The organism is Kaistia dalseonensis (assembly GCF_030814715.1).
Taxonomy (GTDB): Bacteria; Pseudomonadota; Alphaproteobacteria; order Rhizobiales; family Kaistiaceae; genus Kaistia; species Kaistia dalseonensis.
Map to the genome: position 1 here is coordinate 172,885 of NZ_JAUSVO010000003.1, position 26,230 is coordinate 199,114.

At 65.8% G+C, this 26,230-nt stretch carries 20 protein-coding genes; 4 read left to right on the forward strand and 16 right to left on the reverse strand.

Annotation, left to right across the window (positions count from 1 at the left end; all coding sequences use genetic code 11):
* The first annotated feature begins 75 nt into the window (after positions 1-75).
* The 4 genes from QO014_RS11230 (at position 76) to QO014_RS11245 (ending at position 4,265) form a co-directional block, all read left to right on the forward strand.
* Positions 76-846, forward strand: a complete 771-nt coding sequence (locus QO014_RS11230) for a taurine ABC transporter ATP-binding protein (RefSeq protein WP_266348800.1) — start codon at positions 76-78, stop codon at positions 844-846.
* Positions 843-1,688 carry an ABC transporter permease subunit gene (locus QO014_RS11235; RefSeq protein ID WP_266348801.1) on the forward strand — a complete coding sequence of 282 codons (846 nt, stop codon included), beginning with the start codon at positions 843-845 and terminating at the stop codon, positions 1,686-1,688. Before QO014_RS11230 ends, QO014_RS11235 begins: the two co-directional genes overlap by 4 nt.
* Before the next feature lie 129 nt (positions 1,689-1,817).
* The gene (locus tag QO014_RS11240; protein WP_266349303.1) at positions 1,818-2,366 is read left to right on the forward strand and encodes a LemA family protein; all 549 of its coding nucleotides are present in this window, start codon (positions 1,818-1,820) and stop codon (positions 2,364-2,366) included.
* A gap of 9 nt (positions 2,367-2,375) precedes the next feature.
* Positions 2,376-4,265: a DUF2207 domain-containing protein gene (locus QO014_RS11245; protein ID WP_266348802.1), complete on the forward strand. Its 1,890-nt coding sequence runs from the start codon at positions 2,376-2,378 to the stop codon at positions 4,263-4,265.
* Between the two features lie 11 nt (positions 4,266-4,276).
* Here QO014_RS11245 and QO014_RS11250 read toward each other — a convergent pair whose 3' ends face one another.
* The 16 genes from QO014_RS11250 to QO014_RS11325 form a co-directional block, all read right to left on the reverse strand.
* Positions 4,277-5,317 carry an endonuclease/exonuclease/phosphatase family protein gene (locus QO014_RS11250; RefSeq protein ID WP_266348803.1) on the reverse strand — a complete coding sequence of 347 codons (1,041 nt, stop codon included), beginning with the start codon at positions 5,315-5,317 and terminating at the stop codon, positions 4,277-4,279.
* Positions 5,318-5,465: 148 nt separating this feature from the next.
* Positions 5,466-6,887 carry a virulence factor family protein gene (locus QO014_RS11255; RefSeq protein WP_266348804.1) on the reverse strand — a complete coding sequence of 474 codons (1,422 nt, stop codon included), beginning with the start codon at positions 6,885-6,887 and terminating at the stop codon, positions 5,466-5,468.
* A complete protein-coding gene (gene mprF / locus QO014_RS11260; protein WP_266348805.1) occupies positions 6,884-9,562 on the reverse strand; it encodes a bifunctional lysylphosphatidylglycerol flippase/synthetase MprF in 2,679 nt (892 codons plus the stop codon). The genes QO014_RS11255 and mprF overlap by 4 nt, the downstream gene beginning before the upstream one ends.
* Before the next feature lie 200 nt (positions 9,563-9,762).
* Complete coding sequence (locus QO014_RS11265; RefSeq protein WP_266348806.1) at positions 9,763-11,016, reverse strand: aminopeptidase; 1,254 nt, start codon at positions 11,014-11,016, stop codon at positions 9,763-9,765.
* Between the two features lie 55 nt (positions 11,017-11,071).
* Entirely contained in the window at positions 11,072-12,508 is a 1,437-nt protein-coding gene (locus QO014_RS11270) for an MFS transporter (RefSeq protein ID WP_266348807.1), read from the reverse strand.
* A 374-nt stretch (positions 12,509-12,882) separates the two neighbouring features.
* The gene (locus tag QO014_RS11275) at positions 12,883-13,263 is read right to left on the reverse strand and encodes an endonuclease domain-containing protein (RefSeq protein WP_266348808.1); all 381 of its coding nucleotides are present in this window, start codon (positions 13,261-13,263) and stop codon (positions 12,883-12,885) included.
* 624 nt (positions 13,264-13,887) lie between these two features.
* The gene (locus QO014_RS11280) at positions 13,888-15,330 is read right to left on the reverse strand and encodes a M81 family metallopeptidase (RefSeq protein ID WP_266348809.1); all 1,443 of its coding nucleotides are present in this window, start codon (positions 15,328-15,330) and stop codon (positions 13,888-13,890) included.
* A complete protein-coding gene (locus QO014_RS11285) occupies positions 15,327-17,363 on the reverse strand; it encodes a beta-N-acetylhexosaminidase (protein ID WP_266348810.1) in 2,037 nt (678 codons plus the stop codon). Before QO014_RS11285 ends, QO014_RS11280 begins: the two co-directional genes overlap by 4 nt.
* A gap of 54 nt (positions 17,364-17,417) precedes the next feature.
* A complete protein-coding gene (locus tag QO014_RS11290; protein ID WP_266348811.1) occupies positions 17,418-18,284 on the reverse strand; it encodes a MurR/RpiR family transcriptional regulator in 867 nt (288 codons plus the stop codon).
* A gap of 66 nt (positions 18,285-18,350) precedes the next feature.
* The gene (locus tag QO014_RS11295) at positions 18,351-19,442 is read right to left on the reverse strand and encodes an ABC transporter ATP-binding protein (protein WP_266348812.1); all 1,092 of its coding nucleotides are present in this window, start codon (positions 19,440-19,442) and stop codon (positions 18,351-18,353) included.
* A 249-nt stretch (positions 19,443-19,691) separates the two neighbouring features.
* Complete coding sequence (locus QO014_RS11300) at positions 19,692-20,903, reverse strand: ABC transporter substrate-binding protein (RefSeq protein WP_266348813.1); 1,212 nt, start codon at positions 20,901-20,903, stop codon at positions 19,692-19,694.
* A gap of 49 nt (positions 20,904-20,952) precedes the next feature.
* Positions 20,953-21,810, reverse strand: coding sequence for a carbohydrate ABC transporter permease (locus tag QO014_RS11305; RefSeq protein ID WP_266348814.1), 858 nt, complete (start codon positions 21,808-21,810; stop codon positions 20,953-20,955).
* The gene (locus QO014_RS11310) at positions 21,807-22,691 is read right to left on the reverse strand and encodes a carbohydrate ABC transporter permease (RefSeq protein ID WP_266348815.1); all 885 of its coding nucleotides are present in this window, start codon (positions 22,689-22,691) and stop codon (positions 21,807-21,809) included. Before QO014_RS11310 ends, QO014_RS11305 begins: the two co-directional genes overlap by 4 nt.
* Before the next feature lie 11 nt (positions 22,692-22,702).
* The gene (locus QO014_RS11315; RefSeq protein WP_266348816.1) at positions 22,703-23,860 is read right to left on the reverse strand and encodes a Gfo/Idh/MocA family protein; all 1,158 of its coding nucleotides are present in this window, start codon (positions 23,858-23,860) and stop codon (positions 22,703-22,705) included.
* A gap of 401 nt (positions 23,861-24,261) precedes the next feature.
* Complete coding sequence (locus tag QO014_RS11320; RefSeq protein WP_266348817.1) at positions 24,262-25,746, reverse strand: M81 family metallopeptidase; 1,485 nt, start codon at positions 25,744-25,746, stop codon at positions 24,262-24,264.
* 14 nt (positions 25,747-25,760) lie between these two features.
* Positions 25,761-26,132 carry a RidA family protein gene (locus tag QO014_RS11325; protein WP_266348818.1) on the reverse strand — a complete coding sequence of 124 codons (372 nt, stop codon included), beginning with the start codon at positions 26,130-26,132 and terminating at the stop codon, positions 25,761-25,763.
* Positions 26,133-26,230: the final 98 nt, after the last annotated feature.

The following is a 26,230-nucleotide window of genomic DNA, read 5'->3' on the forward strand; positions in this document are numbered from 1 at the left end:
TCGGGGGGCTCGCTCCAGACCCTCCATCAAGGGGGTGACCGAGCGGAGCGCTCCAAGCCTGCAGGAGAAGCGGAATTGCCCCATCTGACCCTCGATTCGATCTCGCTCAGCTATGATGGCGGTGCGCCGGTGCTCGCCAATGTCTCTCTCGGGCTGCGCTCGGGCGAATTCGTCGTCGTGGTGGGACGATCGGGCTGCGGCAAGACCTCGCTTCTGAACCTCGCCGCCGGCTTCGTCACGCCCACGAGCGGCCGCGTCCTTGTCGACGATGCCGCTGTGAAGGGTCCCGGCGCCGATCGCGCGGTCGTCTTCCAGGACGACGCGCTGTTTCCCTGGCTGTCGACGGCGGAAAATGTCGCCTTCGGGCCGCGCCTTGCCGGCATCGGCGCGGCCGAGCGACGGCGGATCGCCGATGAACGGCTCGCCATTGTCGGCCTGCCCGGCCTTGGCGACCGGCCGATCTGGCGCCTTTCCGGCGGCCAGCGCCAACGCGTCGGCCTGGCACGCGCGCTTGCGGCCAACCCGACCTTCCTGCTGATGGACGAACCGCTCGGCGCGCTCGATGCGATGACGCGCGAGGCCATGCAGGAATTGCTGCTCGATGTCTGGGGTCGCACCCAAGCCGGCTTCCTGCTGATCACGCACGGCGTCGAGGAGGCGCTGTTCCTCGCCACCCGCATCGTCGTGATGGCGCCCGGCCCCGGCCGCATCGTCCGCACGCTCGCCGTCGATTTCGGCAAGCGTCGGCTCGCCGGCGAAAGCGCCCGCGCGATCAAGGCGAGCGCGGACTTCGTCGCCGCGCGCGAAAGCCTGCTCGACGCCATCTTCGAAAGGGAAGCCGCATGAGCCTCGATCTCGCCGAAGCCGTGCTCGCACCGGCCGATCAGGCCGCGCCGGCAAAGGAGACCACGACCCGCACCAAGCGGTCGATCGTGCCGATCGTCACCGCGCTGACGCTCGCGCTGCTGCTCGGCGCTTGGCAGGTCGCGGCGACGCTGAAGCTGGTCTCGCCCGTCTTCCTGCCGGCGCCGATCGATGTCGCGCATCAGTTCGTGACGGTCGCACGCGATGGCTTCGTCGATGCCACGCTGCTGCAGCATCTGCTGGCGAGCCTCGGCCGCGTCTTCGCCGCCCTCCTCGCCGCGACGCTGGTCGCCGTTCCGATCGGCTTCGCCATCGGCTCGAGCCCGATCGGGCGCGGCATCTTCGACCCGCTGATCGAAATCCTTCGACCGATCCCGCCGCTCGCCTACCTGCCGCTCGTCATCATCTGGTTCGGCATTAGCGAGCCATCCAAGATCCTGATCATCGGCATCGCTATGCTGGCGCCGATCGTGATCGCGACCGCCACGGGCGTGAAGGGCGTCGCGACCGACCGGCTGAACGCCGCCCGCGCGCTCGGCGCGACCAAGGCGCAGTTGCTGCGCCATGTCGTGCTGCCGAGTGCGCTGCCCAGCATATTGGTCGGCATACGCATCGCGCTCGGCACGGGCTGGTCGACGCTGGTCGCGGCCGAGTTGGTCGCCGCCTCGCGTGGACTCGGCTTCATGATCCAGTCGGCCGCGCAGTTCCTCGTCACCGATGTCGTGATCATGGGCATATTGGTGATCGCGGCCGTCGCCTTCGCCTTCGAGGCGGCGATCCGCCTGCTCGAGCGCTGGCTGGTGCCCTGGGCCGGCAAGGCCTGACGCCGTCTCCGATCGGTCCCCCCGAACCGGCCGGCTGACATTTCACCTTCGCCCGCAAGCGCGGTATGAAGAGGCCAGAGAACTGGCCGCAATGGTCAGGGAGGGTTCTCGGGGAGAGACAACATGACCATCTGGATCGTGCTGGCCGTCATCGTCGTGGCCGTCCTTTATGGCGTCACGCTCTATAACGGCCTGGTCCGCAAACGGAACCTCGTCCATGAGGGCTGGAGCGGCATCGATGTCCAGCTGAAACGCCGGGCCGATCTGATCCCCAATCTGGTCGAGACGGTGAAGGGCTATGCCGCGCATGAGAAGGCGATCTTCGAGGATGTCGCCGACAAGCGCGCCGCCTCGATGCAGGCCGGCGACGTCAAGAGCCAGGCCGCCGCCGACCAGGCGCTTTCCGGCGCGCTCGGCCGGCTGATCGCGATCTCCGAGGCCTATCCGGAACTGAAGGCCGACGCCAATTTCCGCGAACTGCAGGGCCAGTTGGCCGAGATCGAGGACCAGATGCAGATGGCGCGCCGCTATTATAACGGCACCGTCCGCGACCTGAACATCGCCGTCCAGTCCTTCCCCGCCGTGCTCGTCGCCGGCCCGCTCGGCTTCCATGCCGAGCCGTTCTACGAGATCGAGGATCGCGCGAGCGCCTCGATACCGCCCAAAGTGTCGTTCTAGATCGGCGGCATGATGCGCCGCCTCATCCTGGGAATTGCGCTGCTCGTCGCGGCCCTCGCGCCGGCCATGGCGGAGGAGCGCATCCTGCGCTTCGTCAGCGATGTCACGGTCGAGAAGAACGGCGATCTCGACGTCACCGAGACGATCCGGATCGTCGCCGAGGGAGACCAGATCCGCCACGGCATCCTGCGCGACTTCCCCACGAGCTATATCGGACCGGACGGCGCCTCGATCGTCGTCGGCTTCTCCGTCCTGTCGGTCGAGCGCGACGGCGCGGCCGAACCCTATGCGATGGAATCGCTCGGCAATGGCGAGCGCATCCGCATCGGCTCGGCCGATAGTTTCATCGCACCGGGCGAGCACGAATACGCCATCCGCTACCGCACGACGCGCCAGATCGGCTTCTTCGACACCTATGACGAGCTCTACTGGAACGCGACCGGGACGGACTGGACCTTTCCGATCGAAAAGGTGGAGGCGCGGATCACCCTGCCCCAGCCGGTCCCGTTCGGAAAGACCGCCGTCTATACCGGGCCGCAGGGCGCCAATGGCCGCGATGCGCTGGTGGCGTCGAGCACGCCCGGGCAAATCGTGTTCCGCACCATCATGCCGCTGCCGCCCGGCAGCGGGCTGACCGTCGCCGCCGCATGGCCGAAGGGCGTGGTCGAGCCACCGACCAGCGGCCAGCGCACCTTATGGTGGCTCAGCGACAATCTCGCCGCCCTGCTCGCGATCGCCGGCACGATCGGTGGCCTCGGCTATTTCCTGGTCGCCTGGCAGCGGGTCGGCCGCGATCCGGAGCGCGGGCCGGTCATCCCGCTGTTCTCGCCGCCCGAAGGCCTCTCGGCGGCGGCGACGCGCTATATCGCCGAGATGGATTTCGACAACCGTGCCTTCACCGCCGCGATCGTCGACCTCGGCGTGCATGGCCGGCTGAAGCTGACCGACAATGAACGCCAGCTGGTACTTTCCCGGCAATCCGGCGGCAAGCCCATCGCCGCGCCGGAACAGGCCGCCGAGCAGGCGCTGTTCCGCGGCGCCGACGAGCTTGTCGTCGCGCAGGCGAACCATGTCGCCTTGTCGAGTGCCCGCGGCGCGTTGCGGGGCGGACTGGCGGCAGCCTATGCCGGCACGATCTTCCGCTGGAACAAGGGCTGGCTTTCGGCCGGCGTGGCGCTGACGCTCGCAATATATGGGGCCGTCGCGGTCGGCCTCTTCCTCACCTCCGGCGGCGATCGCGGCGTCGCTACGCTGGTCGGGCTGGTGTTCGCTTCCGTGCCGAGCATCGTCATCGCCACCGCCCTCGGCGCCGATCGAAGCGGCGGCGGGCTGTTCGCCCGCATCATCGGCTTCCTGATCGTGACGGTCTTCGCGGTCGCTTTTGCCGGCGCGGGCATCGGCGCGGTCGTCTCGGTCGCACGCGGGCCACTCGACTATGTCACCCTGCTGCTCCCCTTCGCGCTCATGCCGGCGCTCACCTCCTCCTTCTTCTGGATGCGCTCGCCGACACCGGCCGGCCAGAAGCTGCGCGACGCGATTGCCGGCTTCCGCCACTATCTCGGCATTGCGGAGGAGCATCGGCTGGACGTGCTCCACCCGCCGGAAAAGACGCCCGAACTCTTCGAGCGCTACCTGCCCTATGCCATCGCGCTCGACGTCGAAAACGCCTGGGCGGCGAAATTCGCCGACGTCCTCGCCGCGGCCGGCGCCTCGGCGGCGGTGGCGCACTGGTACATGACGAGCAGCCATCGCGACGCGACGGGGCTGGTCAACCGGCTGGGATCGAGCCTGTCGCAAAGCGTCGCCGCGGCGGCAACGGCGCCGGGTTCGAGCTCAGGCTCTTCGGGCGGCGGCTCGTCGGGCGGTGGCGGCGGCGGTGGCGGCGGATCGGGCTGGTAACGTCTGCCCGCTCAGTGGAACGACAGGTTCGCGATGACGGGCAGATGGTCGGAGCCGAAATCGCTGCCGACATGCATGCCCGCCAGCCCGATATTCCCCGTCACGGCAATATGGTCGATGGGGGAGCCGAGCGCGGGCGGCGCGCCGAATTCGCGGAAGAAGCGCGTCGGGCTGGGCCACGCCCTGCCATCGGTCGCAAACGCGCCGGCATCGACCAGGAAGCGGCGATAGAAGGGCGACCAGGACGGCGTGTTCCAATCGCCTGAGACGATGACATCCGCCGTCGCCTCCTCCTTGCGCACCATCGCGGCGATCTGCGCCAGATAGAGATTGCGCGACCGCCAACCAGCCCAGGAGCGCGGCGTCGGCGGATGGATCGCATAGATGACCAGCGGCCGCGTCGCGCCCGGCCGATCGACCTCGACGCGGAGCGGCACGCCGCCGCCGATCTCGGGACGGGGCCAACCGGCAGAAAAGTTCAATTGCGTCGCGCGGAGCGGATAGCGGCTCGCGACCACCACGCCTTCCTGAGGTCCGAACTCCGGACCGACGACATGGTCCAGGCCCGGGATCGCCTTGAACACGGGCTGCCAGTGCCCGCCAGCCTCGGCGCCGACGATGATATCGGGCTTCGCATCCGCCACGAGGCGCAGGAACGCGTCGGCATGGTGGTTGTCGAACAGGACGTTGGCGCTCATCACGCGCAGGTCGGCCGGACCTTGGGCAGCGACGCCTTGGGCAGCGGCCGCGGCCGGCACGGACCGTATGATCAGCGGATAGGCGGCGATGATGAGCACGACGAGGCCCGCAACCGCGCGCAACGGCGATTGCGACAACAGCGCGAAGAGCAGCACGAGAAGAGCGAGCGCGGCGATATGGGGGCGGAAGAAATTCGTCATGTCGAACAGCCAGGCCGACATGCCGAAATAGCCTGCTACCGCGAGACCGAATACGACCAGAACAGACGCATCGAAAGCGAAACGGCTCGCCGCGATCAGGAGCGGCGGCAGGAACGACCAGACGGACGCGTCCGACGCGACAGCACTCAACATGACGCTGTCCTGCGACGCCTGATCGTTCGACATGGAGACCGCACCCGCTTGCAGACCGGCGCGGCCTGATGCTGCGCTGCAGCGAAATTAGCGCAGTTTGTGCGCCGCGGCGAGCCCCGTCTTGGGCCGCAGGCCGGCCGACACAGCGTTATTTCTGCGCCTGCGGATTGCTGCCATCGGCCACGCGGCGCTTCAGCCCGTCGAGAATCTTGGCCGCAAGCGCGTCATAATCCCCGTCGAAATGATGGCCGCCCGTCGTCTTGATCAGTTCCGCGCCGGTGCCATCGAGCTTCGGACAGACCGTATCGTCCTCCTCCTCGCCATAGATGCACTGGATGAGCGACGGCTTGATCAGCTTCAGGTCCGGCAGCGTCTGCCCGTCGCTGGAATTGGTGCCGAGGAACTCGCCGACCGAAATCTCGTAATCGACATCCGGCGACAGGCCGAGCAGCGATATCTCCGCCACCTGGTCCTTCTCCTCGACGGCGAGATTGTTATAGGCCGAGGGCAGGATATCCGCGCCGAAGGAATAGCCGATCAGCACGACGTGATCGATGCCCCATTTCTCGGTGTAGGTATCGATGATCCGCTTCAGGTCGGCCGCCGTCTGGGCCGGCTCCTTCTTCGACCAGAAATAGCGCAGCGAGTCGACGCCGACGACCGGGACGCCCTGCTTCTGCAACGCTTCGCCGATCGACTTGTCGATATCGCGCCAGCCGCCATCGCCGGAATAGATCACGGCCATGGTGGAATATTTCGGCGTCGCTTCCAGTTCGACCAGCGGCAGGTCTGCCAACGGATCGTCGCTGGTCGATTTCGGCGCGAGGATCCGCTCGAGCCTTGCCTCGAGCGCCGCGAACGCGCCGACGCTTGCGTCCTTGGACTTGATCTTGAAGCCCTGGTTCTGCAACTCGACGACATGGGCGCGGCCATCGGCGGGCGCGGCGGATGTGTAGAGCACGTCGACCGGATTGGTCAGGTCGCCCGTCGCGAGCCCATAGACGCTCTCACCATTCTCCACCGTGCGCGGCGCGTCGGTGCAGAGCGGCTTCACCAGCGGGATCGCCTTGGCCGGATCGATGGCGACGGTGTGCCCGATCGTGGCGTCCGGCGTCTGCGCCGCAATGGCGAGGCCGAGCGTGCCGGCAATGCCGACGCCGGCAATGATCGGCGAATGATAGTTCGGCGTGCCGAGCGCGCGCTGGATCTGATGCGACAGGTCCTCGATATCGGAAACGAGGTAAACGCACTCGTCCTCCTTGTCGACCTCGAGGCCGGCGAAGAATTTCGGCGTGTCGACACCGACGACGATCGCGCCCGATTTCTGCAGCGTCGCGGCCAGCGTCTCCTCATTGGCCGACCAGCCGCCCTTATCGGAAAACAGGAACACCGCGCCCGTGACATCACCCTTGGGCAACAGGATCTCGGGCTTGCCGAGCAGGCCGGCGGTGAACTGCGGCGGCGTGGCGGCGGCGGGATTTGCCGTGGCGGCCGCCGGCGCGGCATCCTGCGCGAAGGCGGGAGCGACGAGGCATGACGCGATGAGAGCCAGAGCGAGACGACGCATCATTTCCCCACAACACCCTTGAGGCCGCCGCTGATCAGCACGGTCACGTCGGTCAGCGCGAGCGCGGGGCTCGCGCCACCGGACATGACGAGATAGCGGGGTTGCCATTCGGGCTGGAACTTCGCCTTGAAGGCCCTGAGCCCATTGAAATTATAGAACCGCTCGCCGTGCTCGAAGACGGCGCGGCCCATGCGATGCCAGAACGGCGCGGCCGGGCTCTCGGCGAGGCCGGAGAGCGGCGCCATGCCGAGATCGAACCAGTGATAGCCCTCGCTCTTCAGCCTGAGCAGCAGGCAGACGAAGAGATATTCCATCGTGCCGGGCGGTACGTCGGGCGCAAAACGCATCAGATCGACGGTCGCTTCCTGCTTCTGGTTGGTCGTGAGCAGCGTCGCGAAGGCGACGATCCGCCCCTCGCGCCGGATCACCGCCGCCGGCAGGCCGGACACATAGGTGCGGTCGAAGGCGCCGAGCGAGAAGCGCTTTTCGCGCGCCCTGTGCTCCGACAGCCAGAGATTGGAGACGGCCTGCAGCGCGTCGATCTCGGCCGTGACCTCCTCCGGCGTGAGCAGGTCGAAGGAGAGGCCGTCGCGCGCGCCGCGATTATGGGCGTGGCGCAGGCTGGCGCGCTTGGCGCCCTTCAAATCGAACTGGGTCAGGTCGACCTGCGCCGCCTCGCCGAGCTTGTAGGCGCGCAGGCCGCAATCGGCATAGAGCGACAGGTTCTGCGGCTGAACCTGATAGAACACCGCGCGCCCGCCGGCGGCATGCGCCATCTCGACGAACTGCCAGACCAACTCCGGCCAGGCCTTGCGCGGCCCGACGGGATCGAACAGTGCGACCCAGGAATGGGCCTGGCGTCCGAACATGATGAAGGCCGAGCCGTCCTCGGAGAAGAGCAGCGTCTTGTCGCCCATGCGCACCAGATTGGCGTCGGGATGGGGCTGATGGGCGACGATTTCAGTCGCCAGGCGGATCTCCTCCGCCGTCGGCAGGCCCGTCTTGCCCTTGGAGGGCCGCAGCAGCGACCAGCCCGCAATCAAGCCCGAGGCGATGACGACACCCAGCAGGGCGCGAAGGCTGCGCGGCGCTTCCTCGGAGAACTCGAACTGCCACCAGAGCTCGTGCGAATAGTCGACATCGCTATAGACGAAGAACAGCACCGCGACGGCGCAGATCACGACCGTCGCCATGGCGAGCAGCCAACCCGGCGAAAGCCGCTGGTGCAATAGCGAGGCGGGCCGGGTGAACTCGCGCCGCGTGGCGAACAGCGCGCAGAAGAGCAGCGTCAGCGCGATCGATTCGGTGATCGCGAGCGCCTTCAGGAGCGACAGAACAGCCGAGACGCCGACGATACAGATGGCCGCCCACCAGGCGCCGTCCAGCCGATGGGCGAGTCCGCGCGCGATGACGATCAGGCAGAGGCCGAGCACGCTCTCGATGAAATGCGCGCTTTCCAGGATCGGCAGCGGCAGGATGTTCGAGAGCAGGTCGAGCCGCTCATCGGCAGCCGGCGTCACGCCGGAGAGGATCAGCACCGCGCCGAGCGTCAGCGTCAGCGCGGAGAGGACGCGTGGCGACAGGCGTGCGCCTGTCCGAAGCAGGCGCGAGGCGCGCGGCCCGGCGGCGGCGCGCCGCACCTCCATGGTCGCCACCAGCGCCGAGGCGACGATCAGCGGCAGGCCGTAATAGATGATGCGATAGAGGAAGAGCGCGGAGAGGATCTGGTCGAGCGGCGCGGTGCGGCCGATCACGGCGACGATCACCGCCTCGAACACGCCGAGCCCGGCCGGGACATGGCTCGCCACGCCGAGGCCGATCGCGACCGCGAACACGGCGACGAAGGCCGGCAGGTCGACCGAATTGGCCGGCAGCAGCACCCAGAGGACCGCCGCCGAGGTCGTGACGTCGATCAGCGTGCCGATGAACTGCGCGATCATCATGCCGGGGCCGGGCAAGGTGATCGCCATGCCGCGGAAGCCGACCCGGCCGCTGCCGAAGGCCGAATAGGCGACGAGCGCGACCAGCCCCAGCAGCGTCGCGACACCGAGGCCGGTGAGCAGCACCGGCGGCAGGTTGATCGGCGCCGCGACCTCGCTGGCGTTGAAGACGAGGCCCAGCGCCGTCACGCCGCCGAGGCCGAGGCCGAAGGCGACCGTAATGAAGGCGACGACGCGGCCGACATCGGCCGGCTCGAAGCCCATGCGCGAATAGAAGCGATAGCGGATCGCGCCGCCGGTCAGCGGGCCGAAACCCGCCATATTGCCGACCGCATAGGAGCAGAACGCCGTCAGCGCCACCAGCGGCAGCGGCACGCGGCGGCCGATGTAGCGAATAGCGGTATAGTCATAGACCGTGAGCGACAGAAAGCTCAGGAAGGTCAGCACGATGGCGGCGACGATCGCCGAGATCGGCGTCGCATGCAGCGCGCTGATCACATCGTCATAGCGCACCTCGCGGATCAGCTTGCTGATCGCTAGCCAGACCAGGACCAGCACCGCAATGGCGACGACGCCGGTGATCGCCGGACGCCAGGGCGCGATCGCGTCGCCAATCCGCCTCAACCGTCCCGGCGGCGGCGCGACTGACGGATCGTCATTCGCAGCAATCGGGACGACGACGGTCGCCGGCTTCTCGCGGCGTTGCTCGACCCTGCTCTCGCGCGGCCTTTCGGACATCAAGACGTCTTCGATCATGGTCTACCCGAGCGCGCGGCACCAAATCGCCGGCTGGATCCGGCTCGAGAGGCGCGACCGCCCTTGCTTGGGTTGCGTTGTATGCAGTGTGAAGAGCCCCGAATTGGGCCGCATTGAGGCCGCAGCGGCGCAACAGGCAACAGTTTCCGTCGCCGATCACGCCAAAGTGTAGCGAGCGGGGCTCAGACCCACTCGCCCATCCGCATGATCGGCTCCGAGCGACCGTCAAACCCGATGCCGTCAATGTCGATGTGGCCCGATCCGATCATCCAATCAATGTGGATCAAGCTCTTATTGGCGCCCTTGGCGGCCAGTTCTTCGGGGCTCATCTTGTCGCCGCCGCGGATGCACTTGGCGTAAGCTTGGCCGAGCGCGATATGGCAGGCCGCGTTCTCGTCGAAGAGCGTATTGTAAAACAGAAGACCGCTCGCCGAGATCGGCGAAGAGTTCGGCACCAGCGCGACCTCGCCCAGCCGGCGCGAGCCCTCGTCGGTATCGAGCACCTTGGACAGCACGTCGGCGCCCTTGCGGGCCGTCGCCTCGACGATGCGGCCTTCCTCGAAGCGCACCGCAATGTCCTCGATCAGCGTGCCCTGGTAGGAGAGCGGCTTGGTGCTCGTCACATGGCCCGAGACGCGGTCCTTGTGCGGCGTGGTGAAGACTTCCTCGGAGGGGATGTTCGGGTTGCAGACGATGCCGTTCTTGGCCGTCGACGCGCCGCCTTCCCATTCATGGTCGTCGGCGAGGCCGACGGTCAGATCCGTGCCGGGCCCGATGAACCGCACGGCCGCGTATCGCTTGTCGTTCAGGAGCTTGGTGCGGGCGTGCAGCGCCTTGTTGTGCTCCGCCCAGGCCGCGATCGGATCGACGCGGTCGACGCGCGAAGCGGCGAAGATCGCATCCCAGAGCTTGGCGACGCCGATCGAGTCGGGCTCGTTCGGGAACACCGCCTTGGCCCAGGAGGGCGTCGCATAGGAGGCGATCGTCCAGTTGATGTCGAAGCCGGCGATCAGTTCCAGCGCCGGCTGGTAGGCCTTCGAGCGCGCACGATTGGCGCGCGAGACCTTGTCCGGGTCCTGGCCCGACAGCAGCGACGGGTTCTCGCCGGCGATGGCGAGGCGTGCCGCGCCGTTCCTGAAGGCCGAGGCCATGCCGTCATAGAGCCAGCCCGACGCGACGTCGAACGAGCCGTCCGGCGCGTGCTTGAAGCGCATCAGCGTCGATTCTTCATCCGAGAACAGCGTCGTCACCAGCGAGGCGCCGGCCTTGTAGGCATGTTCGGTGATGCGGCGGACCAGCGGCAGCGCGTCGATCGACGCGGTCATGACCAGTTCCTGCCCCTTCTCCAGACCGAGCCCGACCCGAACCGCGACTTCGCCGAGGCGGTCGAGCTTCACGTCGTGGGTCAGGAACGGGTCGCGTTGAACGATGGTCATGGCAAGAACTCCAATGGCGCTATGGGCCGAGATATCAGGCTCGCGGCCGACCGCGTCAAGAGCGAGGCGCAGCCGTGGCGCTTTCGCGGCGGCGATGCTTGCTCACGATGGCTCCGGCATCGTGCGGCAGCGCAAAACTGTCGACGAGCCCCAGGATCGCCACGCCGCCGATAATCAGGAAGGCGGTGTGGAAGTCGGAGAGCGTCAGCGTCGCCGTTTCGGTCGTCGCGAACATGTCGGACAGGCGCAGCGCGATCGCACCGAGCGCAATGCCGAGGCCGAAGGTGATCTGCTGCACCAGGCTGAACAGCGTATTGGCGCCGGCCATCTTCTCCTGCGGAATATCGACGAAGGCGATGGTGTTGATCGCCGTATATTGCATCGACCGCGCCGCGCCGGAGAGGACGAACACGACAACGAGGATCGCGGGCGGGGTCTCCGGCGTCAGGAAGGCGCAGGCGAACATGGTCAGGATGAAGAAGATGCCATTGCCGATCAGCGTCGTGCGGAAGCCGAAGGTCCTGAGGACCCAGCTCGTGCCTGGCTTCATGCCGAGATTGCCGGCAAAGAGCGCCAGCACATAGAGGCCGGCCTGGAACGGATCGAGCCCGAAGCCGATCTGCAGCATCAGCGGCAGCAGGAAGGGCACGGCGCTGACGGCGGTGCGGAAGAGCGATCCGCCCCTCATCGTCACGGCGAAGGTCTGCACCGAGAGGCCCCAGAGATCGGGCATCGGATGGGCGTGGTGGCGCGAATGGCGCAAGGCGGCCCAGCCGAACACCACGCTCGCCGCGAGGATGCCGGCCCCGACCAGCCATTTCGTCTCCGTCTGCCCGACCAGGTCGAGGCCGTACATCAGCCCGGCGCAGGCAAGGCTCGTCAGCACGAAGCCGATCCAGTCGAAGGTCGGGCGCATGAGGCTGCGATCGTTAGGGATCAGCCAGAAGGAAAGCGCCAGCGCCGCGATGCCGAGCGGCAGGTTCAGGAGAAAGATCCAGTGCCAAGAGGCATAGGTGGTGATGAAGCCGCCGAGCGGGGGCCCTAGGATCGGGGCGGAGAGAGCCGGCCAGGTCAGCGTCGCAATGGCGCGCATCAGCTCGGCCTTGCTCGTGTTGCGCAGCACGACCAGCCGGCCGACCGGCACCATCATCGCGCCGGCTGCGCCCTGCAGGATGCGCGCGAGCGTGAAGGAGACGAGGCCTTCGCTGATCGCGCAGAGGAGCGAGGCGAGCGTGAAGATCGCGACGGCGGTGGCAAACACCGTCCGCGCGCCGAAACGGTCGGCCACCCAGCCGCTGGCCGGAATGAAGATCGCGAGCGTCAGCATATAGGCCGACATGCCGACATTCATGTCGACGGCCGAAACGCCGAAGGAATGCGCCATTTGCGGCAGGGCGGTCGCGATCACCGTGCCGTCGAGGTTCTCCATGAAGAAGGCACCGGCGACGAGATAGGCGATCCAGTTCGATTTACGCGCGTCTGAAAGGGTCATGCCGGGGAATATTCTGGTGGGCCTCGACCTCTCATCGCGCGTTCCCCGCCGCAGGACAAGGAAATCATCATCAAGGGAGTGTTGCCAAGCGGGAAAGGATCGGGCGGATGGTGGGAGATGTGGGGGCCGCGCGGGAGGGCAGTTTGGCAGAGGGGCACGGCCACGCTGGACCAGATATGACGGCGGGGCAGCGGCTCCGCTTAACCCGCCCCCGGAGGGCGGGTCGAAAGTGCGGAGCACTTTCGGGGCGGGGGTAGCTTCGGCCCTTGCCGAAGCGTGCTTGGCGGTTGGTGTCGGCGGATGTCGGATAGGACAGGGGACGGCCCGATCAACGCGCCCCCTCCCCAAAACCGCTTCGCGGTTTTGACCCTCCCTCAGGGGGAGGGTTTGGGCCGGCGCTGGCGGGCCAACTCCGCTAGGACGGCCCAGACGCCGTCCATGTTCTGCACGATATCGCGATTGGTGAAGCGAAGCACCTGATAGCCTTGCGCCTGCAGCCAGGCCGTGCGGCGCGCGTCGGCGGCCACGGCTTCGTCGTCGAAATGCTGGCCACCATCGGTCTCGACGATCAATCGCAGTTCCGCACAGAAGAAATCGACGATGAAGGGACCGATCGGCACCTGCCGGCGAAACTTGAAGCCACGCAGTTTCTGACGGCGCAGATGCATCCAGAGATGGAGTTCCGCCTCCGTCATGGCCTTGCGCATCGATTTCGCAAAACCACGCAAGCGCGGCTCGACCTCGCGTCGCGGCATGATGACCCCAATACCTGTCTCTGACGCCGATCATTCGACAGGCACAAGTTGTCGTAAAGCGCGATCACGAGCCAGCGGTCGATTCTTGTAGGATGAGGCGCCGTCAAACCCGCCCCTGGAGGGCGGGTCGAAAGTGCGCAGCACTTTCGGGGCGGGGGTAGCTTCGGCCCTTGCCGAAGCGTGCTTGGCGGTTGGTGTCGGCGGATGTCGGATAGGACAGGGGACAGCCCGATCAACGCGCCCCCTCCCCAAAACCGCTTTGCGGTTTTGACCCTCCCTCAGGGGGAGGGTTTGGATCGAGCTTGGGGTGACGCTTGTGGTCCAACATCTGAGCCGTCATGCCCGCATTATTGTCGGCATCCACGTCTTGCTTGCGATCGTGGTGCGCCGGGCCCCTGTCAGGAAGGTGTGGATGGCCGGGACAAGCCCGGCCATGACGGTTCGAGCGACCCGCCCAACCCGGCCACAGGCCGTCATCCCGGGCGGAGCGAAGCGGAGACCCGGGATCCATCCAGCCTGAGCGGTTCTTGCCTGTCACAACCGAGGCCTCGGCTGAGGTCCCCGCTTTCGCGGGGATGACGGCACGGGATGGGGAAGACGGCGCGTCATCGGCCAGCCGCGCCGTCAGCCCGGCGCGCGCTTCGAGGGCGTCGCCCTGGGCGTGAACGCAAAATCCGCGTCGAACGGGAAGACGGGCCGCGTGCGCCGCACATTGGCGATGCGGGGAATGTCCTGGTCGACCACGCCTTCCGACAGCGCCATCAGGTTCGGATTGGCGAGTGGTGCGAGTTCCGGCGAGAGATAGCCGGACTTGACGACGACGAGATCGAAATCGCCCGGATGGAAACCGAACTTGGTGAAGTCGGCAATGTCGTGGAACGGGCGCCGGCGCGCGGTCAGGATGATGGTCGCATCCCCTGCCCGCACCACGGCCTCGCGCCGGGCCGGCTCCGCAACGTCGAGCAGGACGGCGACCTCCGCCACTACGCTGACCGGCGTGCTCGACGGGTCGAGCGTCGCGCCGATCGAAAGCGTGACCGTGGCCCCGACGCCGGCAGCATAGGCAGCCTCCGTCGCGGGCGCGTCGGTGATGCCGGCAAAGACCGCCTTGCCGTGGCTCGCGCCTCGCGCAAGGACGGCGCCGAGCACGTCGGCCCGGTCGCCGACGCCGCCGCCGGTCGGGTTATCGCCCGATTCGGCGAAGATGACGGGCTTGGTGCCCGCCTCGGCGGCCCAGTCGAGGCATTCCTCGATCGAGCCGGTCTTCGGCCCGAAGACGAAATCGTTCCGCGCCTCCCAACAGGCCGCGGCGAGCTTTACCGCCTCGGCGGCGAGCACGGCCCGGTCCGTGCCGGTCATGATGATCGAGGCGGTGGCGCGTGGCTCGTCGGCCCAGACATAGCCGACCATGATCGAGGCATCGAGCACGCCGGGCACGGCATCGACTTCCGGCAGGCGCGCATAGAGCGATTTCGCCGGCTCGTCGACCGTGCTGGTCCGCTCGCCCGGCAGCAACACAGGCACCTTGGCCCAGACCACGAAGGGCCTGACATCGGTGGTGAGGCGCTGATGGAGCAGCGCCAGTGCTCGCCGCTTGGTCTCGGTGACGTCGATATGCGGCGCGGTGCGATAGGCGGAGAACATGTCGATCGCGTCGATGACGCGCTCGCTCACATTGCCGTGCAGGTCGTAGCTCGTCGAGATCGGACATTCATCGCCGACGATCGCCCGCGCGGCGGCGATCCAGTCGCCCTCGGCATCGTCCATGCCCTCGACATTCATCGCGCCATGCATGGCGAGATAGAGCCCGTCGATCGGCAGGCTCGCCTGCAGGCGGTCGAGAAACTCCGCCTTCAGCGCCTCATAGGTCGCGCGCTCGACGGGGCCGCCGGGAATGGCCCGGGCATGCAGCGTCGGCAGGATCTGCCAGTCCCATTCGCCGAGCACGGCGAAATCGGCGGCGGCGGGAATCTCGGCGCCGCGCAGCACGGTGAAATCCTCGAGCCGGGCGAGGAGCGGATTATAGGTCGAGCATTCCGTATGGATGCCGCCAACTGCGATCCTCATGCTTCGCCCGCCTCATTGTCCTGCCAGCCGTAAAGGATCGGCATCAAGCCGGCGAGCGCCTTGAAGCGCGGCCAGGATTTGCGCTCCGCCTTCGTCCAGCCGGTCTCGGCGATGGCCGAAAGGCGCGGGAAGACGAGGCGGTCGAAGATGGCACGATCGGTCATCGGCTCCGACCAGATACAGGCCTGGACACCCAGGAAACGGCTTTTCTGTGCGTCGCTCCAACCCGCCACGGGGTCGAAATGATAGGCCTTCTCCGGGCTCGACCAGCCCGCCCAGCCCGCGCCCGGCTCCGACCATTCGGTGCCGTTCGACATGTCGAGATAATAGGCCTGTCCCGGGCTCACCACGATGTCATAGCCCTGGCCGGCGAGTTCGGCGGATGCCTCGACCGTGCGCCAGCCGACGAGATAGGACTTCGCCTTGTCGATGACATCGCCATGCGCGGCCTCCTGCCAGCCGCCGGTGATGCAGCCGCGCGAGGCGAGAAAGGCGCTGATCCGCTCCAGGAACAGCGCCTGCAGGATCGCAGCGCCGGAGCCGTCGATCTCGTCGGCGCCGTCATGATTGGTCTCGACATTCAGGCGGCGGCTATGGGCATAGGCGATTTCCGGGCTGCCGACCATGCGCAGCTTGGCGAGCGCCAGCGGCGAGCCCGACCAGGCGCCGAGCGGCACCTCATCGGCGCCGATATGGATGATCTTCGACGGGAAGAGCTCGATCAGCTCGTCAAAGATGGTCTCGAGGACCTGATAGGTCTCCTCGCGCACCGGATTGATGCAATTGTTCGGGAAGCCCTGCACCGAGCTGTAGGTGCCGTGCTCGTCGGGATCGCGCAATTCGGGGATCGCCTGCAGCATCGCATAGCAATGGCCAGGCACGTCGATCTCCGGCACCACGACGATGCCGAGCGCGGTGGCGAGCGCCACGATCTCGCGCACCGCCGCCTTGGTGTAATAGCCGCCGGTCGGCTGCGGGCCCGAGCCGAGCAGAGGCGGCAGAGCGAGGCCATGGCCGCGCCAGGACGCGATCTCGGTCAATGCCGGATAGGCCTCGATCTCGATGCGCCACGCCTCGTCATCGGAGAGATGCCAGTGGAACCGGTTCATCTTGTTCCAGGCGAGAATGCGCAGGAACGCCTTCACCTCGCCGGTCGAATAGAACTGCCGGGAAACGTCCAGATGCGTGCCGCGCCAGCCCTGCGCCGGCGCGTCGTCGATCGTGCCGCCGGCCGGGAACAGGAACGTGTTGGGGTAGCGGCGTGCACCGCGCAGCATCTGCCCGAGCGTGATCAGGCCATAGAGGAAGCCCGTTTCCGTCGCGGCCTTCAGCACCACCGCGTCCGGCGCGAAGGCCAGGCGATAGCCTTCGACGGCAAGCCCGGCCTCGACAACGAGGCGCACGGCGAGCCCGCCCTCGGCCGCGCCGCGCACGATCGCATCGGCGGGGAAAAGCGCGTCGGCGAGCATGGAGAAGCTCTCGATCGCCGCCTTGGCCTCAGGCGCCTCGCCCTCGGGGGCGAAGCCCACCGGCGTCGGCGCGCTGCCCGTGACGGCGACAGCGTTCGGCCACGGCACGACCGAAATCGTAACGGGCGCCCGCGCCGGCACCTTGTAGATGACGGCGCCCCGCTTCAGCGGCGCGTTGTCGCCGGTCGACTGCGTCGCCTCGACGGAGACCGGCGCCGTGACGCCATCGGCGAAGGCGACATAGGCGGCATTGGTACCGTCGCTCCAGTGGCGCAGCGGATAGGAAAGGCCATGCGCCGTGACCGTCCAGGACTTGCCCGGCTCCAGCACGAAGCCGGCCGGCGGCGCGAAGGCGGAATGGTTGGAAAGCCGCGCGACGAGCGCGCCGCCCTCGATCGTGGCGGCCGGATCGATCCGCGCCGGGCCGCTGACGCAAAGCTGGAAGTCACGGATCGGCTCGGCGGAGAGATTGGTCAGCGTCAGCGCATAGGCGAGCGGACGCCCCTCGGCGGGCGGAGTCCATCGGGTTTCGAGGCGGAAGGCGGCCGGCGTAGCGAAGGTCATTCTGTGTCGATCCGTGCGGATGAAGAAAACAAGATGAAGGCTGGACGAACCCGTTCAGTCACCGAGCGGCTGGGTATCGTCGCCGTCTCGGTTGATGACGAGCTGATGCTTGATCCGGCGCATGCTCTCGATCGCGCGTCCCTGCATGCGGGTCGCGACCGTCTGCGCGACCGTATCGATCATGGCGAGGAAAGCGTAACGGGCATGCGACGGCCGCAATATGTCGTTCTGCTCCGGCACGTCGATGGCGAGCAGCACATCGGCATGCTCGGCGACGGGCGAATTGGGGCGGGTCAGCACGATCCGGTCAATGTGATATTCGCCGGCGATCGCCAGCGTATTGGCGAGCTGCATGTTCCGCCCGCTGGTCGAGGACGCGATGATGACCGTGCCCTTGGGCGCGCCTGCCGTGCGCATCATCTGCGCCTGATGATCCGTCGAGGCGCTGACGCGCAGTCCCAGACGAAAGAGCCTCGTCTCGAATTCGTTCGCCACCATGGTGGAAGCGCCACCGGAGCCGAAGGAGAGCACATAGCTCGACGCCACGATGCGGCTCGCCGCATCCTCGATCGCATCGGCATCGATCGCCTCGAAGAAGGAATAGAGCGAGGACTGGGCGCAGTTGACGATATGGCGCGCGATCTCGCTCGCGGTCTCGGGACCGGCTGGCGGGATCAGGTAGCGCTGGCCGAGAAAGCGGCTTTGAGCGAGGCGGACCTTGAAGTCACCGAAGCTCTGGCAGCCGAGACGGCGGCAGAAGCGCGTGACCGTCGGCGGCGAGATATCCGCGCGCGCCGCGAGCTCGACGATCGAGGCGTTCACCGCGGCCTGCACATCGGCGAGCACGATATCGGCAAGCCGGCGCTCGGAGCGGCTGAAGCTCTCCCTTTCGGCCTGCAGCAGCCCGACGAGATCGAGCATGATCATTCCTCCCGGCGCGAACCGGGCCGGCATCCATGCCGGCCGTTCAGCGCGTTGGCCCGTCGATCATGCCGGACGGGCGACGGCCTGGCCTTCGGCGTCGAACAGATGGCAATCGGCCGGTACGATCGAGACCGCGACATCCGCGTCGTCGGACATCACCGGATCGCCCTCGAACAACGCGATGAAGGTGTCGCCGTTCGGCAATTGCGAATAGGCGACGGTGTGGATGCCCAGCCGCTCGATGATGCCGGGCCGCAGCGTCATGGCGAATGCGCCATCCGAGCCGAGACGCACATGCTCGGGCCGGATGCCGACGGTCAGCCGCTTGCCGACCAGATCGGCAGCGCCGGCACGCGGCAGGTTGATCGTGCCGAGCGGGCCGAGATCGACCGAAACACCGGACGCGTTCGCGGCGGTGCAGGTGCCTTCGAGGAAGTTCATCTTCGGATTGCCGATGAAGCCGGCGACGAAGCGGTTCTGCGGCCGGTGATAGAGATCGAGCGGCGAGCCGACCTGCTCGATCCGGCCGGCGTTCAGCACGACGATCTTGTCGGCCATCGTCAGCGCCTCGACCTGATCATGCGTCACATAGATCATGGTCGCGCCGAGCTTCTTGTGCAGGCGCGTCAGTTCGATCCGCATGTCGGAGCGTAGCGCCGCGTCGAGATTGGAGAGCGGCTCGTCGAACAGGAAGATCTTGGGTTCGCGCACGATGGCGCGGCCGATCGCGACACGCTGGCGCTGGCCGCCCGAGAGCGTGCCCGGCTTTTGCTCCAGCCTCGTATCGAGCTGCAGCACCCGCGCCGCCGCCTCGACCCGCGTGCGGATATCATTTTCGAGACGCTTCTCGACGCGGAGCGGAAAAGCGATGTTCTCAAACACCGTCATATGCGGATAGAGCGCATAGGACTGGAAAACCATGGCGATGCCGCGCTTGACGGGCGGCAGGTCGTTCACCGTCTTGCCGGCGATGACGATATCGCCGGACGTGACCTCCTCGAGGCCGGCGATCATCCTGAGCAGGGTCGACTTTCCGCAGCCCGACGGGCCGACGAAAACGACGAACTCGCCCTCCGAGACTTCGAGATCGACGCCCTTGATGACGTCGGTTCCGGAGAACGACTTCTTCAGGCGGGAAAGGGTGAGCTGACTCAACGTTTCGGTCTCCGGTCGTACTGCGTTCGAAGGCGTAGAGCTGTCCTGAACCTCCCGCGCGACGGGAGATCGAAAGCACGGCAGGCACTTTCAGGATCGGGGCGCCGGTCATGCGGTGGACGCAAACGTCCGGCGAACGGCGTCCCGCGCCTGTCGCGGGACCGCTTGCGCGGTCCCGACCCTTTCGCGCGGAGAGGGTTCAAGCCCCTCCGGCCGGCCCGAAGGCCGCGCCGGAGCGGACCCTGCGGCTTACTGGAACTGGCCGATTTCGCCAGCGGCCTTCTTCAGCGCGTCGGCCGGCGTGGCCTTGTCGGTCACGACCGACTGGACCATGTCGATCATGGCGTTCTGGAAGCCCTTATAGTCGAGGAAGAGCGGCTCCGGGCCACCATTCGCGATACCGTCCAGGAACGGCTTCCAGCTCGGATCTTCGCTGACGAGCGTGTCGACGCCGGCAACCGGACGCAGCGGCGTCAGGCCATGGGTCTTCTCATAGGCGAACTGGTTTTCCGGGTTGGTCAGGAGCTTGGCGAGGTCGACCGCCTGGTCCTCGACGCCGGTGCCCTTGAAGACGGCCATGCTGTCGGTGATCAGCAGCGTGCCGGGGCCCTTGGCCTCGGGACCGGTCGGGAGCGGCGCAACGCCCCACTTGATGGCCTTGCTCGTCTGGTTGCGGACCCACGGGCCGCCTTCGATCATCGCGACCTTGGCGTCGCTGAAGAGCTTGATCATGTCGTCCTGGTCATAGGCCGAAGGGCCTTCTTCCGAGACGGGAACGAGCTTCTTGATGAATTCGAGCGCGGCGAGGTTCTGCGGGCTGTCGAGCGTGATGGTCTCGCCGTCGATCACGGTGCCGTTGTTCGTGTACACGTAGTGCAGGAACTGGTGCATCGTGTTGTCCATGGTCTTGGCCGGCAGGCCGTAACCGGGGACACCCGTCTTTTCCTTGATCGTCTTCGCGTCGTTATAGAGCTCGTCCCAGGTGGTCGGCGCCTTCTCGGGGTCGAGGCCAGCCTTGGCGAAGAGGTCCTTGTTCCAGAACAGCGCCTTGGTCGAGAACGCGACCGGGATACCCCAGACCTGATCCTTGAACGTGACCGTCTCGACGATGTGCGGATAATAGGCGGCCTTCTCGGCATCCGTCATCGGGATCGGGATGATGAGGTCGTTGTCCGCGAACTGCTTCAGCGTGCGCGAACCGACATAGGCGAGACCGACCGGCGTGCCGGCGGCGGCGAGCGTCGTGATCTTGTCCTGGCACTGCGCCCAACCGACGATCTCGGTCGAAACCTTGAAGCCGGGATTCTTGGCTTCCCAGGCCTTGATCAGATCCGGATAGGTCTCGGCGATCGCGTCGCCGCACTGGATCATGCTGACCGTCTTGTCTTCGGCGAACGAAAACGCCGTCGAGGCCAGCAGAGCGACGATCGCCCCGCCGATGATTTTCGAATGAACCGTCATGACTTAACCATCCCTTCCTTCAACCCGCCCCCTCTGGATGGGAGCAATTTCATTGTTTAACGGCACCGGCGGTGATGCCGGCGACGAGGTAGCGCTGCAGGAAAACGAACACGATCATCACCGGCAGGATGCCGGCGAAGCTTGCCGCCATCAGCTCGTTCCAGACGACACGCTCCTTGCCGAAGAAGGAGAAGAGACCAACGGCAAGCGGCATGTATTCCGACTTCGAGTTGAAGGTCAGGGCGAAGATGAATTGCTGGGCGTAGGCGCCGATGAAGGTTGCGATCGCGACGACCACGATGCCGGGCAGCGCGATCGGCAGCACGACGCGCCTGAGCGTATAGAGACGTCCGGCGCCATCGGCCCAGGCGGCCTCTTCGAGCTCGCGCGGAATGCGCAGCATGTAGGTGCGCAGCAGCCAGATCCCGGTCGGGATCAGAAAGGCCACGCCGGGCACGATCATCGCGAAATAGGTATTGAGCAGGCCCAGCGTGCGCATCAGCCGGTAGAGCGGGATCAGCAGCACCGCGCCGGAGAACATGTTCACGGCGAGGAACATGCCGAGCAGCGGACCGCTGCCGCGGAACTCAAACCGTGCAAAGGCATACGCGGCCGGCACGACGATGATCACGACGACGATCGTGATGACCGTGGAGATGAAGAGGCTGTTCACGATGTAGCGGCCGAGAAGCGGAACATGCTCCCACATCGTGAAATAGGCGTCGAACGAGCCATCCTCCGGCCAGAAGCGGTACGGCGATGAGAAGAGGTGCTCCAACGGCTTCAGCGAAACCAGGAATCCCTCGACGAAGGGCGCCAGCACGAAGGACAGGAAGACCAGCAATCCCAGATAAACGCCGAGCGTCTCATACCAGGTGTAGCGATCGATCATGGGCCGTTCGCTCATCGTGTCTCTCCACGCGAGAACCGATTGATGACCTTGAAGTAGAAGAAGCAGAACACGGAGAGGAATATGCAGATCATCACCGCACGCGCGGCACCCTCGCCATATTTGTAGGAGCCGATCGCGACCTTGTAGGTATCGATGATCATCGTCGTCGTGGCGCCGTTCGGGCCGCCCTGGGTCAGGATCCAGATGATGTCGAACGAATTGAACGTCGCGATCAGCGACAGCATCGACATCGTCACCATGGACGGGCGGATCATCGGCAGCGTGATGCGGCGGAAGCGATAGAAGCGCCCTGCCCCGTCGGTCCACGCCGCCTCATAGAGATCGCGCGGGATCGACTGGATCGCGGCCAGCATGTAGATCGTCACCATCGGCACGCCGATCCACACATCGGTGATGATCGTGGCCCAGAATGCCGTGCCGCCAAAGGCGAGCCAGGGCAGCGGCCGGTCGAGAATGCCTATGTTCTGGAGGACGCCCGAGATCATCCCGAACTGGCCGTTATACATCCAGCCCCACATGAAGATGCCGATGGCCATCGGCACGATCCAGGGCGGCAGGGTCAGGACACGGAAGAGCGTCTTGCCCGGCACGGACGCATTCAGCAGAACGGCAGCGCAGGTTCCGATCACCATCTTGAAAGAGACGGAGAAGAAGGTCCACACGAACGTCCGCACGATGACTTCCGCGAAATTGCCGCGGAACATCTTCTGGTAATTGGCAAAGCCGACCCAGTTGACGGCCTTCTTCAGCGCCGCATCGGTAAACGACAGATGGAACGTGTCAGCCAAGGGATAGGCGACGATGGCGGCGATGTAGATGAGCGCTGGAGCCAGAAGCGCGAAGGCGAAGAGCGTGGCACTTTGAGACCGCGTCATCCGCCCCCTCCTTAGCTGCCGCCGTCGGCAAGCGCCGTATCGAAGCGCTTCCAGATATCGGCCATATCGACCACCGACTTGGTCCGCCGCGCCTCGTCCATGGTGATGGCGAGCAGGCCGGCTTCGAGCGCGTTGACCACCGAGACCGGCAGCGGCGCGCCATGCACCATGTGCTCGCCAATATCGCGAGCCATCTGCTCGTCGGCGCCGTAATGGACCGAGAGCTCCGAGCCGGAATAGGTCGTGTCGATCAGCTTGGCCGACGTGCGCGCGTCATGAACCTTGAAGAAGTTCCGCACGAAATCGCCTTCCGCCATGCCCTTGGCGCCGATCACGCAGAAACGGCGGAATTCGTCGGGCACGTTCAGATTGGTGTGGAAGGTCATCGAAACGCCGTTGGCGTATTCGACGATCGCGGTCTGGAAATCGATGATGTCGGCGTCGCTGTCGAACACCTTGTCGGTGCCCATCCAGCCGCTCGGCTTGCGATGATAGACCTCGACATCATTGATGCCGAGCCCTTCCGGAGCGTTCTGCGGGATGAAGCTCTTGCGACCGCCGAAACTCGCGACCCGTGCCGGCCGCGCGCCGATCACGCCATTGTAGAGATCGAGATCGTGGCAGCACTTTTCGAGCATGAAGGAGCCCGAATACTTCTCATAGCGGCGCCAGTCGCGCATGAAGAACGCGCCATGATAGGGCGCGATGTGCTCGGACGCCTCGATCGAGACGATATCGCCGAGAAGGCCATCGGCCTGTGCCTTGCGCAGATCGACATAGAGCGGCGCATAGCGCAGCACGAGGCCGACCATGACATTGTCGGAGCCGTATTGGCCGATCAGCCGCGCCAGCTGCATCGTTTCCTCGACGGTCGTGACGACGGGCTTCTCGCTGAAGACCTTCACGCCATGATCGAGGCCGATGCGGATATGGCCGAGATGGAGATGGTTCGGCGAGCCGACCATCAGCAGGTCGAGCGCCTCGTTCTCCAGCAGCTCGGTCAGCGTCTCGTAGGCATTGCCGACGGGAACATCGAACTGCTTCGTATAGGAGAGACCAGCCGGCTCGGGATCGACATAGCCGACCACCTGAAAATCCGGAAGCGACGCCTGGAAAATGCGCGCGAGATAGCCAAGGCGATAGCCAAGGCCGACAATGCCGACTTTCATGAAATTCCCGTTCAACGCTCTGGGCAGGCAGTCCAGATCTCTTCGGATCCAGCCACCCTTATGTAAATCGTTTCCATGATCATGGCGCAGCGGCGGCAAGTGTCAAGCGGGAAACACGCTTTCTTCCATTACAAATTTCAATTCTGGTCGAAGGATGTAATACCTTTTCAGAATTGGTTTTATTTCTGCGAGGCAGTCGCGAAGAGCCGACCGCGCGGAGAGGCCAGCGGGCCGCCCGCGACCCAAAAGGGGCAAGGAACAAGTCGGCGTTCATCGAGGGTGTATTCGGAACGGAACGGTCCGCGCACCCAAGTCTGCGCCCGGAGATGCAATAGGCACGCTTTCGCAGCCCCGCAGAACGCGGTTTCACGCGCAAGCGCGCTCGCAGAAACAGTGAGCGGCTACTCGACCAGATCCCCATGTGGGTTCTCGACCCGCGGCCAGATCCCGCGCGCCAGCTTCCTGTAATCCGTCACCCTCGGGTTCGACGGATAGGGCGCGCCCGCATCGATATAGACGATCTCCGAGGCGATCTTCACGAAGCCGGCGTAGAAATGGTTGGTCGATTTGACGAGCAGGATGTCCTTCGCCAACGGATCGAGGCCGAGATTGGAGAAGACGTCCGGCTCGAAGGTCTGAGTCCGGTTCGTGTTCAGGATCACGTCGATCTCGGTGCCGAGGATGCGGATCAGCGCCGTCGGCCCGAGCGTGACGCGGCTGGCGCCGAAGCTCTGCCAGGATTCGGGTGTTGCGCGCAGAACCTCGACCATTGCATCGATCGGCGCGCCGCCATCGGGCCCTGCCTTGCCGCCGAAGCGGAGCTGGATGCGGGCGCCCTCGCCGGCCGCGAGGCAGAACGTGACCGCGATCGGATCCCAGATCGTCGCAACGCCGACACGGTCCATGCCGCGTTCGATGATACGACGCAGGATGAGCGTCCCGTCACCCGCAACGCCTCCGCCGGGATTGTCCCAGGTGTCCGCAACGACCACCGGCCTGCCGGGCCGCGCCGCCACCAGCGCTGCGACCTTGTCGAGGCCCGCCTCGGTGTCGAGTTGAGGCATCATCGTCTTGCCGCGGAGCGAAAACACTTCGAGGCCGAGCCGCTTCGCCAGCGCGTCGCCCTCTTCCTTCCGATCGTCGGTGATGACGAGGACCTTGGTGCCGAGTTCCGGAACATCACCCGCCATGAAGCCGTGAATGAGCGATACGGACAGCACACCGTCCTTGCCCTGCAACAGCTTCATCCGATCGACGAAGGAGCGCATCGGCTCGCGACTGGTCGGAAACACGTCGATCATCAGGCAGTCGAATACCGACATGACGGGCTTGATCTCGCCACGGATCGCCCTGAGCGCGAGGTCGACGACATGCTCGCCACGCTCATAGAAGTCCGTGTGCGGAAACTCCAGAAACGAAGCCAATATGTCGGCATTGGCGACACGCTTCGGCGTCAGATGGCTGTGCGGATCGAGTTCCGCCGCAACGATGATATCGGGACCGACAATCGCCCGGACATGTTCGAGCAGGTCGCCCTCGCAATCGTCATAGCCCTGTGCGACCATCGCCCCGTGGAGGCCGAGCACGACACCATCCACCGGCATCGCGGCACGGAGTTGGTCGAGAATTTCGTCTCGAAGCCCCTCATAGCTCGCCTTCTGGACGAGCCCGCCGGGCTCCGCCCAGGTGGCCGTGCCCTCGACGAGGTCGATCCCGTCCGCCTTCGCGCGCGCCCTCAGCGCCACGATCGGCGATGAGCAGAGCGTCGGCGTATCGGGATGCTGCCCCGGCCCTGCATAGAAGGCCATCTCGAAGCTCGCCCGGTCCGTTGGAACCGGCGAGAACGTGTTGGTTTCGGTTGCGAGCGAGGCAGCGAAGATGCGCATGATCGATCAGCCCGTCAGGCCTGAGGCGCATAGGCGATGGCTTCAATCTCGATCTTGATGTCGACCATCAGCCGCGCCTCGACCGTCGTCCGCGCCGGCGGCTCGGTCGGGAAATAGGTGGCGTAGACCTTGTTGAAGCCGCCGAAATCACGCGCATCCTCGAGGATGACGAAGGTTTTCACGACCTGATCCATCGTGCAACCGGCAAGCGCCAGCGCCGCCTTGACGTTTTCGAGCACCTGCCGGGTCTGCGTCTCTATCCCGCCCTCGACGATGGAGCCGAACGATCCAACCGGCACCTGACCCGAGATGTAGACGAAATCGCCCGCGCGAACGGCCGGCGACAGCGGCACATGCGACGTGCCGTAGGCGATCTTCTTCAACATGGGATCGAGCTCCGAGGGGTGAGCAGCGCCTGAAGCGCGCGAGGCCTCATGTAAATTCCCAACATAATCGGCCGTCAAGCAGCAAAATTGAGCCACAC